At 35.9% G+C, this 14,101-nt stretch carries 15 protein-coding genes; 4 read left to right on the forward strand and 11 right to left on the reverse strand.

From position 1 onward, the window contains the following. Positions 1-2: 2 nt before the first annotated feature. Positions 3-647, reverse strand: coding sequence for a 3-oxoacid CoA-transferase subunit B (locus ACIQXJ_RS09525; RefSeq protein ID WP_403052621.1), 645 nt, complete (start codon positions 645-647; stop codon positions 3-5). Further along, the gene (locus ACIQXJ_RS09530; RefSeq protein WP_403052624.1) at positions 631-1,317 is read right to left on the reverse strand and encodes a CoA transferase subunit A; all 687 of its coding nucleotides are present in this window, start codon (positions 1,315-1,317) and stop codon (positions 631-633) included. The genes ACIQXJ_RS09525 and ACIQXJ_RS09530 overlap by 17 nt, the downstream gene beginning before the upstream one ends. Before the next feature lie 105 nt (positions 1,318-1,422). Between ACIQXJ_RS09530 and ACIQXJ_RS09535 the strand changes: the two genes are divergently transcribed. After that, positions 1,423-2,022 carry a TetR/AcrR family transcriptional regulator gene (locus ACIQXJ_RS09535; RefSeq protein ID WP_403052627.1) on the forward strand — a complete coding sequence of 200 codons (600 nt, stop codon included), beginning with the start codon at positions 1,423-1,425 and terminating at the stop codon, positions 2,020-2,022. A gap of 194 nt (positions 2,023-2,216) precedes the next feature. Here the strand turns inward: ACIQXJ_RS09535 and ACIQXJ_RS09540 are convergent, their stop codons facing one another. The 5 genes from ACIQXJ_RS09540 to ACIQXJ_RS09560 form a co-directional block, all read right to left on the reverse strand. Further along, positions 2,217-3,386, reverse strand: coding sequence for a toxic anion resistance protein (locus tag ACIQXJ_RS09540; RefSeq protein WP_403052630.1), 1,170 nt, complete (start codon positions 3,384-3,386; stop codon positions 2,217-2,219). A 576-nt stretch (positions 3,387-3,962) separates the two neighbouring features. Beyond that, positions 3,963-5,204: an ABC transporter permease gene (locus ACIQXJ_RS09545; RefSeq protein WP_403052633.1), complete on the reverse strand. Its 1,242-nt coding sequence runs from the start codon at positions 5,202-5,204 to the stop codon at positions 3,963-3,965. Then, positions 5,191-6,096, reverse strand: a complete 906-nt coding sequence (locus ACIQXJ_RS09550; RefSeq protein ID WP_401007785.1) for an ABC transporter ATP-binding protein — start codon at positions 6,094-6,096, stop codon at positions 5,191-5,193. Before ACIQXJ_RS09550 ends, ACIQXJ_RS09545 begins: the two co-directional genes overlap by 14 nt. An 11-nt stretch (positions 6,097-6,107) precedes the next feature. After that, the gene (locus ACIQXJ_RS09555; protein ID WP_403052636.1) at positions 6,108-6,638 is read right to left on the reverse strand and encodes a DUF2812 domain-containing protein; all 531 of its coding nucleotides are present in this window, start codon (positions 6,636-6,638) and stop codon (positions 6,108-6,110) included. A 28-nt stretch (positions 6,639-6,666) separates the two neighbouring features. Then, positions 6,667-6,987, reverse strand: coding sequence for a PadR family transcriptional regulator (locus ACIQXJ_RS09560; protein WP_403052639.1), 321 nt, complete (start codon positions 6,985-6,987; stop codon positions 6,667-6,669). Positions 6,988-7,167: 180 nt separating this feature from the next. On the opposite strand from ACIQXJ_RS09560, the gene ACIQXJ_RS09565 reads away from it, so the two are divergent. Continuing rightward, on the forward strand, positions 7,168-7,749 hold the full coding sequence (locus ACIQXJ_RS09565) for a TetR/AcrR family transcriptional regulator (protein WP_403052642.1): 582 nt from the start codon (positions 7,168-7,170) through the stop codon (positions 7,747-7,749). A gap of 52 nt (positions 7,750-7,801) precedes the next feature. Continuing rightward, positions 7,802-9,001, forward strand: coding sequence for a YhgE/Pip domain-containing protein (locus tag ACIQXJ_RS09570; protein ID WP_403052645.1), 1,200 nt, complete (start codon positions 7,802-7,804; stop codon positions 8,999-9,001). Positions 9,002-9,138: 137 nt separating this feature from the next. On the opposite strand, the gene ACIQXJ_RS09575 is transcribed toward ACIQXJ_RS09570, so the two are convergent. Then, positions 9,139-9,744, reverse strand: a complete 606-nt coding sequence (locus ACIQXJ_RS09575) for a TetR/AcrR family transcriptional regulator (RefSeq protein WP_401007794.1) — start codon at positions 9,742-9,744, stop codon at positions 9,139-9,141. 229 nt (positions 9,745-9,973) lie between these two features. On the opposite strand from ACIQXJ_RS09575, the gene ACIQXJ_RS09580 reads away from it, so the two are divergent. Next, complete coding sequence (locus tag ACIQXJ_RS09580; protein ID WP_401007796.1) at positions 9,974-10,732, forward strand: SDR family oxidoreductase; 759 nt, start codon at positions 9,974-9,976, stop codon at positions 10,730-10,732. 54 nt (positions 10,733-10,786) lie between these two features. Here the strand turns inward: ACIQXJ_RS09580 and ACIQXJ_RS09585 are convergent, their stop codons facing one another. The 3 genes from ACIQXJ_RS09585 to ACIQXJ_RS09595 all read right to left on the reverse strand — a co-directional run bounded on the left by ACIQXJ_RS09585 (position 10,787) and on the right by ACIQXJ_RS09595 (position 14,008). Beyond that, on the reverse strand, positions 10,787-11,419 hold the full coding sequence (locus tag ACIQXJ_RS09585; RefSeq protein ID WP_403052649.1) for a LysE family translocator: 633 nt from the start codon (positions 11,417-11,419) through the stop codon (positions 10,787-10,789). Positions 11,420-11,546: 127 nt separating this feature from the next. Continuing rightward, positions 11,547-12,896: a branched-chain amino acid transport system II carrier protein gene (gene brnQ, locus ACIQXJ_RS09590; protein WP_403052652.1), complete on the reverse strand. Its 1,350-nt coding sequence runs from the start codon at positions 12,894-12,896 to the stop codon at positions 11,547-11,549. 359 nt (positions 12,897-13,255) lie between these two features. Then, positions 13,256-14,008 carry an alpha/beta hydrolase gene (locus ACIQXJ_RS09595; protein ID WP_172771105.1) on the reverse strand — a complete coding sequence of 251 codons (753 nt, stop codon included), beginning with the start codon at positions 14,006-14,008 and terminating at the stop codon, positions 13,256-13,258. Between the last annotated feature and the right edge of the window lie 93 nt (positions 14,009-14,101).

Here is a 14,101-nt window from a genome sequence, read left to right on the forward strand (position 1 = left end):
AATTAGATACTAATTTTTCGTTTTAATGGTAATCCAATACGTGATTCTAATTCTTCAAATGTTAAATCCCCATAAATATCCTTTATGAAAATCTCCCCATTTTGGAATAAAAAGTTCGCATACTCCGTTACCAGTTGGTTAACACGCCGTTCACCGCTAGAATCCAATGTTAAAGTTTCTACTAGTTTAGAAGAACCATTTTTGGTGAAAAGGGTACTTGCTACAATTACCTTCTTCGCACCAGCGACTAAATCCATTGCGCCCCCGACACCTAAAATGGGTTGATTCGGTACAGACCAATTCGCAATCTCGCCATAACGGTCAATCTCAAGTGCTCCTAGAACAGCTACATCCACATGTTTACCCCGTATCATCGCAAATGAGAAAGCACTATCAAAGAATGCTGCTTCTGGCGTAATTGTGACAGGAGCTTTCCCAGCATCTATTAAATCTATATCTTGCTCATTTTCTTTAGGTGGTGGACCCATGCCGATTAAACCGTTTTCAGTTTGGAAATATATCTTTTTATTATCAATATATTTTGAAACTAGCGTTGGAATTCCCACGCCTAGGTTGACTACATCGCCATCTTTTAGCTCACGTGCAATATGCATAGCAATTATTTCTCGACTATTTAGCTTCAACATAGGCCCCCCCTTGTTTGATGTATTTACTTTTAATAACGTAATCTACAAAAATATGGGGTGTTATAATTTCTTCAGGATTTAACTCCCCTATTTCAACGATTTCATCGACTTCCACAATGACTGTTTCTGCAGCTGTTGCCATTATTGGGTTGAAGTTTCTTGCAGTTGTGTGATAAACCAGATTGCCCGCTTTATCGGCTTTCGCTGCTTTAATGAGGGCAATATCCCCTTTGATTGCCTTCTCAAATAAATAACGAACACCATCAATCTCTCGAACTTCCTTTCCTTCTGCTAGTCTTGTTCCCACACCAGTTGGCGTGTAAAAACCACCGATGCCAGCGCCTCCACTGCGAATTGCCTCTGCTAAAGTACCTTGGGGCATTAAGTCAATTTTCAAATTTCCCATTGACCAAGCCCTTATAGCTTCTTTGTTAATCGTGAAAAATGAACCAATTGCTTTATCGATTTTTCCTGCCTCGAACACTTTATAAAGACCTTTCCCTTCATCCCCAAGATTATTGCTGACAACTTCATAATTTCCTGCTTCAAACTTCGCAACAGCATCTAATAATGTTAACGGTGTACCTGAAATGCCAAAACCCCCGACTAATAGACGCATAGAATCCTTAAACAAAAATTCTAGCTCTTCAGCTTTTCTCAGTTTTTCCACTTTTACTATCACTCCTTATTAGACTAGACTATAGTCTGATGATATAATGGGAATAAATAATAGTCAAATATTTTAGAAAATTCTTTCTTTAAGGAGCGAGAAATAATGGATTTAGAGAATAAAACAACAAAAGGTATTCAAACACAACTTCACATCATGACCGTAGCACTCGAATTATTTAAAAGGCTTGGCTACGATAATGTTTCCGTGGATCGAATTGTCAAGGAAAGTAAAACATCAAAGGGGTCCTTTTATCAACATTTCCCATCTAAATCAAGCATTTTCATGATGCGTTTTATGGAAATGGACAAAAGTTATGTACATATCTATGAGGAATTAAAGCTACAATATACTTTAGCAATAGAACGGTTGGAAGCCTTCTGTCTAGCCGTATTCCGTTGTATAGAGGAAGAAATGGGAAAGGATTTAATGCGCGTTATTTACTCCGCAGCAATCATAAGTAATGAGCATACTTTCTTTACAAATGAAAATCGTAAACTGTATGTCATTCTTTACCAAATAATTGAAGAAGGAAAAGAAGATAATTCCATTCGACACATTGATTCTACGGAAAAATTTTTTCAGATGATTGTACAAAGTTTGATGGGAGCCATATATTATTGGGGGTTGCAGTTAGATGATGTTAAATTGGAGGATTTAGGAAAACCGCTAATAAAACACCTAATAACTAGTCTACGAAACTAGATAAATCCTATAATTTGCAATCCATTAGTCTTTGAAATAATAGTGTTCTAAATCGTTATTATTGTTCAACTTTCTTTGAAACTGAGAAAAATGTTTTAAATTACCCAAAGTACATTAACCCCAATTTTAGTAAAGAAAAAAAGACAGGAAACATACTCTATTTTTAGAGTTTGTCTTCTGTCCCATGTTTATCATTACATTTTTTTTAATTTTTCATATTCAAGCTGTAATTTTTCGATACGTTTGCGGCCTTCCTCGCGGTTTCTCGCAGTTTCTGCTTGAATTTGCTTTGTTTCTTGGATACCGGCCATAATGGTTTGCCATGTTGTTTCAATTGTTTCAATTTTAATGCTTGGGCTACCTGCAGCGCGTGCAATATTGACACTGTTTTTGCTAATGTTTTCTGCATTGCGCACAAGCATTTCATTTGTGCGACGATCCAGTTCACTCATTGAATCTGAGATAAGCTTTTGGCGCTTTAATGTTACGGCGTGGATTAAACCTTGTTTGAAAATTGGAATAGTCGTTACAAATGCAGAGTTTATTTTTCCGATTAGATGGTTATTACCTTGCTGCATTAAGCGAATTTGTGGTGCAGATTGGAACGATACTTGCTGTGCCATTTCTAAATCATAACGTCGTTGCTCAAGTAATTCTACTGCACGTTGCATCGTTTCAAATTCCATTGCGGCTAGTTGGTCACCTGTTTGCGCTTTTTGCTCTAACATTGGTAACGCAGCACGAACTTCATCTGCCTTTACTTCAATCGCCGCAATAAATTTACTTAATGTTTGGAAATAATCTAAGTTTTGGTCGTATAAGTTTTCCAGGTCGATAGTATTACGTTTCATTTCAACTTCATACTTTTGAATTTCACGGTAAATCACATCAACTTCTTTATTCATGCTGTCATATTTAGATAAAAATCTTTCTAATTGTTCTTTTCCTTTGCTGAACAGCTTTGTAAGGAAGCCCGATTTTTTCTGTTCTGCAAAATCTTGCGGATCGAATTTATCCATCACTTTATTTAAATTATTTAACAATACACTGGATTCTTCCAGCTTACTAGCTCTCATTGTTGCTAGCATTTTATCTGAAAATGTAGAAATGCCATTCGCCGTTTCTTTTCCTAGCTCTAACATAGCGATTTGGTCTTTTACATCAATTTTTTGAGCAAGTGCATGAACCTCTGGATCCTTCTTTAAAACAAGCTGATTTTGAGCAATTTGTGATAGCTCTTGCTCAGAAATCAATGTTGGTGTATGCACTGGTTCAGCATGCATTAATGGGTTAGGTTGTAATTGTGGACTTTCAGTTGCGAATGGATCTTTTGATTTAAATAGGTCATTGTTCATTTCAGACATAAGTAATACCCCCTGCGATTAATCTCTTCTATTACATACGATTAGTAGATGAAAAAGTTTCATCTGTTTTAGCAATACACGTTCGATTTAATTAAAGTTTCGGTCTAATGGGAAGTTTGAGTGGGCGGTATTTACCTTCATTCACAAAGCATTCCATCATTCCTTCTCCTCAAATTATAGCCTGTTTGAACTGAAAATTCGACTGAATCTTCAATTCGCCTTACATCTTTTCTAAAAATTAGTATATTGATGTCGAAAACAGATACATCCTAATAGCTGTCAGACTGTAGTCAATAGCCTAGAGAACTCAACTACATTAACCATTTTGTATTTATGAACGTTTTCCTGTTCCTTTGTATGCAGGTTAGGAGTAGCAATTATTTCAGTTAATTATACACGTTGATTGAAGTGAAAAGCGCGACACTTCAGCAGGAACAGCTCGAGCTTAAAATCCCTTTTTAAGGCGCTCATCGTAGTTGGAGCCGTGCCTGCGATAAGGGAGCGATTGGAACGGAAATCAACGTATTCTTTATTTATTTAAAAAAGCAGCTACATGTAAATAGCTGCTTTCCATCATTATGTTGTTACTTTTAATACCGTTTTGAACTTTTGAATCACGCCGCCTGTACTATATGTCAAGACGCTACGTTTGTAGAACGATAAGCTAAATAAATATGCAACAATAATTGTCACAACTAAAATGCCAAGTGATAGTAAAGGCTCAATCATACCTATATCTGTCGCTCCAATACGCATTGGCATCACCATACCCGATGTGAATGGAATATAAGAGAAAACTTTAATAATAATTGTATCGGGATTACCAATTCCCGAAAGCATTACATAAAAGCCGATTAAGGTAATCATCATTGCTGGCATTAGCACTTGACCGGCTTCCTCTACTTTAGACACTAATGAGCCGAATAATGCGCCAACAATCAAGTATAAAACAATTGTTAACAGTAAAAACAGAATTGCATACAGCACATATCCAAGCGATAATTCTTTAACAATACTTGCTGCCATTTCCCAAATAACGCCGTCTTTCGCAAACTTTGCATAGATAAGAAAGACAACTGCAATAATCGCCATTTGTGTCATTGCTAGTAGCAGTACACCTGCAATTTTTGCTTTAAAATGCGTGGCAGGTTTCACACTTACTAATAGCATTTCCATAGCGCGTGAGCCCTTTTCAGAAGCAATTTCAGTTGTAATCATCGATAAGAATGTGGAAATAAAGAAATAAATTAAAATGCCGACAGCATAGGATACCCATAGCCCTGATTGTTTTTCTTCCTCACTTTTTCCACCAGTAGTTTCTTCATTTAAATTTTTATTTGAAATAATCGTTTTGGCAGCCATAATTTGAGCTGCCTGCTCTGACGATAGGGATAGTTTTTGTACTGCATAATGCTGTCCAGCATATTGCAATAAAGAAGATATCGTCGATTGATCATTTAATTTCAAAGGCTTAAATGTTGAAATTTCTGCATGCAACTGACCGTTCTGATCACTCACTTCAACGATAGCATCAAGTTCACCATCTTTTACTTTTTTCTCTAACTTCTCTAAATTTGTCTCATCTTGAATAAACACCATATCACTATTTGATACAAATATTCCGCTTAAATCTGCGGTCGTATCATTAACAATAGCGATTTGCTGTGCCTCATCGTTCCCTGTGAAAAGCTCCTTAATATCTGACCAAAAAATAGCAACAGACATTGCAAGCACGTATAGAAGTGTCATTAAAATAAATGATTTTGATTTTAATTTTGATTTATATAATTGCTTCATTAACAAACTAAACTTCGACAACGCTGCCACCTACCTTATCTTTAAAAATTTCATCCAGTGTTAAATAGTCTAAACTAAATTTTTCGATGTACTTACCAGCAGATAAACGTTGGAAAATACTTTCTGCATAATGCTCATCCTCAAGCATTAACACCGTTTGCTCTTTTTCCACACGTATGTCTTTAACACCTTCGAGCTGAAGTAACTCTGTAGTAGAGTAATCAGTTCGTACAGACAGCTTCGTTTTGCCATACTGTTTCTTTAAATCTAATAAACTGCCGGAAAAAAGTGATACTCCCCGCTTTAAAAGACATAAGTGATCACAAAGTTCTTCGACATTATCCATTTGGTGACTTGAAAATAAAATCGTTGTTCCTTGTTCTTTTAACAGTAAAATGGCATCTTTCAGTAAGTCTTTATTCACTGGGTCAAGACCACTAAAAGGCTCATCTAAAATTAAAAATTGTGGTTTATGAATAAAACTTGCAATTAACTGTACCTTTTGTTGATTTCCTTTAGACAACGTCTCCGCTTTATCTTTGCGTTTTTCTTCTAAATCAAAACGGCTAATCCAAAAATCAATATCCTTCTTAAGCTCTGCTTTTTTCATGCCTCGTAGCTCTCCGAAAAAGTAGAGCTGCTCCTCAACCTTCATTGTAGGGAAAATTCCACGTTCCTCTGGTAAATAACCAAGAACGTCACGGTTTATTGAATTCACAGGCTTTCCATTCCATGATATCGTTCCTGCTGTAGTTTCCTGCAAGTCTAAGATCATACGGAATGTCGTTGTCTTTCCTGCACCATTTTGACCAATTAGTCCAAAAATCTCACCTTTTTCTATCGTGAAATTTAAATTATCAACCGCTGTGAAATCTTTGTATTTTTTTGTGACCTGCTGTAATTGTAATGTCATATTTATCCTCCTTACCGCTCAAATATATGTAAATCATGTTCTAGATGCTTTTTGCGTCTTTGAATTTTTCTAATTGGTACATACATTAAAACCCCTAAAAACACATTTAAAAAACCAAGATTAATAGTCATGAACGTTGCTGGCGATGTTGTTAGCCCCGCGAATATATTGAAAAATCCTATTAAAACACTTAGAATGGCAATTGGAATAAACAGCCTACTAATTGATTTTAAATATTTTATTTTAGAAGGTGCATCTGAGTATAATTCAAATTCTCCATCAGCTGCTTCTTTACGATAATATGCCCAAACACCGAATTTAGAAACGCATTCAATATTTAATGACTCCAAAAATTCGCAATAATCTTTCTTTACACCGACTACCAATTCATTACGATAAATATATTTTCCAGGCTCGCCTTGTTCAAATACAAAGAAGCTGATTATATTTTTTCGTAAATGCCATCCATGCTCGGCCATTTCATTGACCCATACCTCTTCTTTTTCATAGTCCAGAAAAAAGCGAAATTTAATTTTTTTCATATCAACACCTCTTATATAAAAATGCGTTTTATGCTTTCCCATTTGTTATACGGATACCATTATCAAAAAGTTCCCTTAATCGTAAAATTTCATATTCTATTACTTTTTTTCCACTTTCCGTAATTATATATTCCTTTTTACGACCATCACCATCTAATGCTTCTATCCATTGACGTTCCAACAATGTTTTAATAGCGCCATATATCGTGCCTGCCCCAAGACGCACACGACCTTTACTCATTTCCTCGACTAACTGCATAATGCCATAGCCATGTCGAGCTTCAAATAATGCTAATAAAATATAATAAACACCCTCTGTTAAAGGCGGATATTCCTGTGTCTGTGCCATAAAAAATACCTCCCTCTATATCGCCAAACAATATATCGACTGACGATATAAATAAAATATATCAGCGCCCGATATAGTTGTCAATGACAAAACTGGCGAATGATTCAGTTTGAGCTATTGCTAATACAAATCACTCATGTTAACATGTAAGTAACCACTTGCATTGGAGGATGTATTTTATTGACAACGAAAGAAACAGCAGATCGAATTATTGAAGCAGCCATACAGCTAATTAGTGAAAAGGGCTACACCGCAGCGACAACGAAGGCAATTGCCGATTTAGCACAGGTCAATGAAGTAACGATTTTTCGCCACTTTGGCAATAAACAAGGGATTTTAAAGACCATTGTGGACAGGTTTTCCTACAACCCTATTTTGCAAAAAATGATTCGCGAAGAGGTTACATGGGATTTAGAAACAGATTTAAAACATTTTTCAATGAAGTATTTTGAATATATGATGTCCATAAAGGACCTTGTTATGATTGGCTTTAAGGAATCGATGCAATTTCCAGAAATTAGTAATGAAATAGCGAATGTCCCCCTTCTCTTCAAAAATGAGTTAATTCATTATTTTGAAGAGATGCACCATAAAGGGAAAATCCGTGAAGTCAACTATGAAGCTGCTGCACTATCTCTTATTGCCCTTAATTTCGGTCACTTTATTTCACGCGCTCGATTAGGTACGACCGTTTCTACCCTTCCAACTGAAGAACTGATTAACACAAGTGTTGCAATTTTTTCTAGGGGATTAATTTCCTAGAAAAAATTTTTCTCAAGTATGCAAGTAAGTACTTACTTATAGGGGGTTTATAATGAAAGGATTACAAGCGTTATTTAAAATTCGCGAAACTTATATTGGTATTGCCGCTACAATTGCATTTCAATTAATATTTTTTTCTATCTGGATGACCGCATACGACGGCATAAATGATAGAGCTGATAACTTAACGATTGGCTTGATCAGTGAAGATTCAGCCTTTGGTCAAGAAGTGATTAGCGGATTAAAGGAATCATTGCCTTTTGCTACGAAAGAATTCACCTCAATTAAAATGGCAGAAAAAGATTTGGATTTGCGTCATATAAATATGATTATTCACATACCGGCTGATTTTTCTGCCCAATTACAGACTGGTGAAGAAGCTAAAATTATTTATTCCATAAATCAAGCGAACGCAAGCCTTGCCAAAACATTGATGGAGAGCGTAGCAAAACAAGCTACAGAGGAAGCCAATCATAGTCTGTATCCAGTACAGCAAGGAGAGATTATAAAGGCATTTTCACAGCAGTTTTCACAGCTTCCTTTAGAACAAAATACAGCACTTAAAGTTCAAGATACTGTTGCTTCAACCATTATGGGTGTTAAAGACCGAACAGTTGAATCTACTATTATTAAAACGAATGACGTCAAAGGTTTTGCAGCAAATTTCGTACCGTTAATGGTTATTATTTCATCATTTGTCGGTGCAATGGTGATGATTATGCAACATCAGCAGGCAGCTGAAATCGTACAACATACTGTTTCGAAATGGTCTTTATTTTTTGCTCGACAGCTTGTAAATATTGCTGTTGCTTTTATTCTTCCACTACTGACAATAGGATTGATGCATCTATTTACAATTTCAAGTACGGAAAGCTTTTTCACTATTTATCTATTCCAAGCTTTCATGTTTTGGGCTTTTCTATGTTTAGCACAGGTCTTTGTCATCGTATTTGGTAATCTCGGCATGGTCTTTAATATTTGCGCACTTTCCTTACAGCTTGTCACATCTGGCGTACTCGTACCGAATGCTATGCTTTCAGACTTTTACCATCGCCTCGCTTCCCTTTTGCCAGCAACTTACGGGGCTGATGGCTACTATACAATTATATTTGGAGGTAGCTCTGAAAGTCTAATTCATAATAGTTGTTCGTTAGCTATGATCATTGCTGTCACACTCGTTATTGCTACAGTTGCGGTTGCCTTAAAAAGACCTAAAATAGCACAAGAATTAAGCGTAACTACTCATCAATAATAACTTCAATAATAAAACAAAAAGGCTGTGCCATAAGAGAAAAAGAGTTAGATTGACTGCCATCAATCTAACTTTTTTTACTGTTGTTCAAGTACTTCTGGTATACCAGCGTTGGGCATGAGTTTATCTGCGACTTCTCAGTGTTTATCGGCGATTCTCCTAGGTTTACCGGCATTGTCGTAACTTTCTTCAAGACGTAAAATGGCCGCAAGCTGCTGATTTAGTTCATTAGCACTTTCGGCAAAATCATGACGATACCACTCAATAATCATGCCGATAATTGCATTTGCTTGATAGGCACTATAAAAGTCAGTTGTTATTTTGCCTATTTTATTTTGAGCTAAGTCTCTTTTTAATAGCGATTGAATTTCATTAAATAACATATAATAATAGGTTAGCGGTACATTTTTTGAAAAGACAATTCGATAAAAGAGTTTAAACCGTTCTATATGATGAAAAATACGAATCGTACTTGGATCTAACTCATTTTTAATAATGATCGATGCAGCGCGATATGGTTCCTCATAGGAATTATATAAATCCTCCACAATTTCCTGAAAGTATTCCTCAAACAGCTTCTCTTTTTGTTCATAATGTAAATAAAATGTGCCTCTATTCACTTTTGCTACACGGCATATTTCCGCAATCGAGATATTTTCTAGCGGTTTGTCGCTTAACAAAGTAAGCAATGCATTATGTAACGCTTGCTTTGTTTTTACTACCCGCAAATCGTTAACGGTCAAAATTTTCACCTCCATATTAAACAAATATTTTAAATGTGTTGATTACTGAACAGTTCTACGAATTCTGCATATTGAAATCGCTTACATGAGTATTATAATATTTTAATGAACACATGTTCAATACATAACCAGAAGTAGTAAATGCGAGTGCATATTTATTTCTGGTTAAGCTTTAGGACAAAATAACTTTGTCCTCAGGGAAATTTGATCTAATAGGAGGTCTTTTGACATGAGATTAGAAGGTAAAGTAGCAATCATTACAGGTGCAGCTTCAGGAATGGGAAAAGCAATTGCAGAAGGTTATGCAAAAGAAGGTGCTAAAGTTGTTGTTTCAGATTTAAATTTAGACGGTGCACAGGCTGTTGCTGATGGTATTCAAGCAAATGGCGGCACAGCTATTGCTATACAAACAAATGTCGCTTCAACTGAGGACATGCAACGCTTATTCGATGAAACAAAAAATGCTTATAGTAAATTAGATATTTTAGTTAACAATGCGGGCATTATGGATGGAATGGAGCCTGTCGGTGAGATTTCTGACGAGCGGTGGGATAAAGTATTTGCCGTAAATACAACTGCTGTTATGCGTTCAATGCGCATGGCAACAAAAATTTTCCTAGAGCAAGGACATGGTGTTTTTGTTAATAATATTTCTGCTGGCGGATTATACGGTGCACGTGCTGGTGCTGCCTATACTGCATCTAAACATGCAGTAGTTGGTTTAACAAAAAATACAGCATTTATGTATGCAAACCAAAACATTCGTTGTAATGGTATTGCACCAGGTGCTGTTATGACAAATATCGCTGCAACAATGACCAATATGAGCGAAGTTGGTGCGGCTCGTCAATCACTAGGACTAGCAATCAATCCACGTGCTGGGCAACCCGAAGAAATTGCACAACTTGCTATTTTCCTAGGCTCAGATGAAGCAAGCTTTGTGAATGGACAAATCATTGCCGTTGATGGTGGATGGACCGCTTACTAAGCCTAGTTAAAATACACGCAAAGGGATATGACCTTTGCGTGCATTTTTCTAGCTCTATACTTTTTCAGTCGCTATCCGTATGCCAATTCCAACTAACATAACACCCGTAATTTTATTAAACATTGCCTGCACCGTCTGTTTCATAAACCATTTTCGAATGACATTCATAACGAGTATCACAATGCCCAACCAAACAATTGATAACGCGATTAAAATGCCTGCTAATACGATTAATTGAGAGTTAATATTAAAATTTGGCTGAATAAATTGAGGCATTAATGTTACATATAATAGCAATGTTTTTGGGTTTAATAGATCAGTCGTAATGCCTTGGGTCATACAGCTAAGCGATACATTTTTTTCTACTTCTACCTGTAAAGGTAGCTCTTCTTGTAATATTATATTTTGTGCCCTTGCACGCCAAGATTGGATGCCTAAATAGATTAAATACGCGGCACCTGCATATTTTATCGCTAAAAATACGACCATTGATTTTGAGATAATCGTAGCTAGCCCAAGAACGGCAAGGGTTGTCCAAACTACTAGAGCAAGAATAATCCCCACCATTGTAAAAAAGCCTGCTTTCTTTCCATGGATGATTGTATTTTTTAACACTAGAAGCGAATCCACTCCAGGCACCATAACAATCATCAATGCCACTGCTGTAAACATCCAAATCTCATGCATATATTCACTCCTTAAACCAATACTAAGTATCATTATAAATTAAATTGAATAAATTTTCTGCATATAATATTTTTATATATAAAAGCACACACATTAATCATTTACTATGTGTGTGCTTTCTCATGTGTTAGTTAATTGTTGATACTTTTCTTGAAGGCATAGCTAATCCAATAATAACACCAATTACAGCCGGTAATATCCAGCCTAACCCGATATCATATAAAGGTAAAACATTTGAATACAACTCTGCTACTGAATCCAAAAAGCTTAATTTTGCTTCTGGAATGCTATTAACGAGTGCATTGTAGCCATCGATTAGGCTAACGAAAAATGTTAAGAACATCGCAGATGCATAAACTGCTTGCTTATTGTTAAATAGCGAAGAGCTTAAAGCAAGTAAAATAAGGACAATTGCTAGTGGATATAAGAACATCAACACCGGAATCGCAAATTGAATAATATTATTTAAACCAAAGTTGGCTATTGAAAATGACACAACACACAAAATGAATACAAACCATTTATAGCTTATTTTCGGGAAAACTTCATGGAAAAATTCACTACAAGAAGTAATTAAGCCAATACTTGTTTTTAAACAAGCTAGCACAATAATTACAGCCAATAAAATTGCACCAAATGAGCCAAAATAATGGTCGGCTACTGCTGCGAAAATTAATCCACCATTTTCAAATGTTCCGACAGCCTCAATACTCGATGCGCCCATATACGTAATGAGCCCGTAAATTAGTGTCATTAATGCCATCGCAAAGATACCTGATGTCCATGTTGCCTTAGCAATTTCTTTTCTATCTGTAATACCTGCACTTTTTATAGCATTAATAACGACGATACCAAATGCAAGTGACGCTAGTGCATCCATCGTATTGTAGCCTTCTTTAAAGCCCGTCATAAAGGAAGACTGGATATAGTCACCGATTGGCTGTTGGAAATGACCCATCGGCTTCACAATACTGATAATAATTAAAATAAATAATACAACTAAAAAGGCTGGTGTTAGTACCTTACCGATATAGTCCATAATCTTCGCAGGATTTAACGAGAAATAATAGACTATTGCAAAAAATATAAAGCTAAACAGAGCTAGTAAAATTGTTGTATATTCCGCATTGATATATGGTTCAAAACCAACGACAAATGGTACTGTAGCAGTTCGAGGAATTGCAAAAAAAGGACCGATTGTTAAGTATAGCGCTAGTGAAAAAACAACGCCAAATAAAGGATGAATGCGGCTTGCTAAATCACGCAGACCATTACTACCCGATAAACCAATCGCTAAAATGCCTAAAAATGGCAAACCGATCGCGGTAACTAAAAAGCCGATCAGTGCAAACCAAAAGTTTGTTCCCGCAAGTTGTCCAAGTTGAATTGGAAAAATAAGATTCCCCGCTCCAAAATACAGTCCGAATAACATCGTTCCTATGACTGCATAAGTAGAAAAAGGTATTTTCTTTTGCATAATTGATGTACTCCTTAGATGTGTTTGACTATAGCAAATTACCTTGGCGTAGTTGCGTCCAGATTTTTTCGAGCTTGCTCGAAAAGCACTCTTAAAATCTGTGATCTCCGCCGGGGCTTAAACCTGATTCAAACTGGTTTAAGCTTTCTCATAATTCAGTGATTATTAGGTTCGTCCCCACTTATAGAAGTAGAGGAGTTGCTAAAATAAGTTAAATCGAATGAATTTTCACTACAATTTCACTATGGTAACAGGCATTTATTATAAAAACAATAGTTTTTTCGTAGTTGATTGCTAATTGTACAGTTACTAGCTAATAAGTTAAATTAAAAAAGAAAAGAGCTGTCAGAAGACAGCTCTTAGTTTGCAACAGACCATTCAATATGGTTTAAAAAATTGTACACGTCTTCATAAACTTTCTCACGTTCTTTATCTAACGTGATAATGTGACCTGAATTTTCATACCAAATAATTTCTTTATCATCTGTTTTAACTGTATCTAAAATAAACGGAGCACTTTGTTGATATAGCTCATCGTCTAATAATCCTTGCAGTACTAAAGTTGGCGCTTTAATTGCTGGTAAATCTTCACGCGTTTCTTCAGTTAAGCGTGTAACGCCATCTAAAGAATCTTTTGGTGTAATTCGTAATTCATGTAATTCAGAAATAATTTGGTCTTTTGATTTGTTTTCAAAGTGTTTATAAAGTCTTGCGTAATTATATAAACGTGTAAATAATCCTTTTGAGCTATCGCGTGTTATCGGCGCACACATGGCAACAACTCCTTTAACAGGAAATTGCTCTGCTACTTTTAATGAAAAGACACCGCCAAGTGAAATTCCTACTACTGCGATTTCTTCATGGCCTTTATTTTTTAGGAAGTTGTAGCCTTCTACTACATCATTCCACCAGTCTTCAGGCTTTGTTTCAAGTAGGGCTTCTGGTTCTACTCCATGACCACTATAGATAGGTGCATGAACAGTATAACCACGTGTTGATAAAAATTCCCCTAGCTTTTTCACATCTTTTGTGCTACCTGTAAATCCATGCAGTAATAGTACGGCTTTTTTGCCTCCCTCAATTGTTAGAGGTTGCGGCTTTGATAACTTCATTTTATAATATCCCCTTCACGGAAATTTGTATTTGTGTATTTTATGTGTCTATCTTAACACCCTTTATTCATAATGTACAATTTATAGTTTTTA

This window comes from Lysinibacillus sp. NPDC097868 (assembly GCF_044761135.1).
Taxonomy (GTDB): Bacteria; Bacillota; Bacilli; order Bacillales_A; family Planococcaceae; genus Lysinibacillus.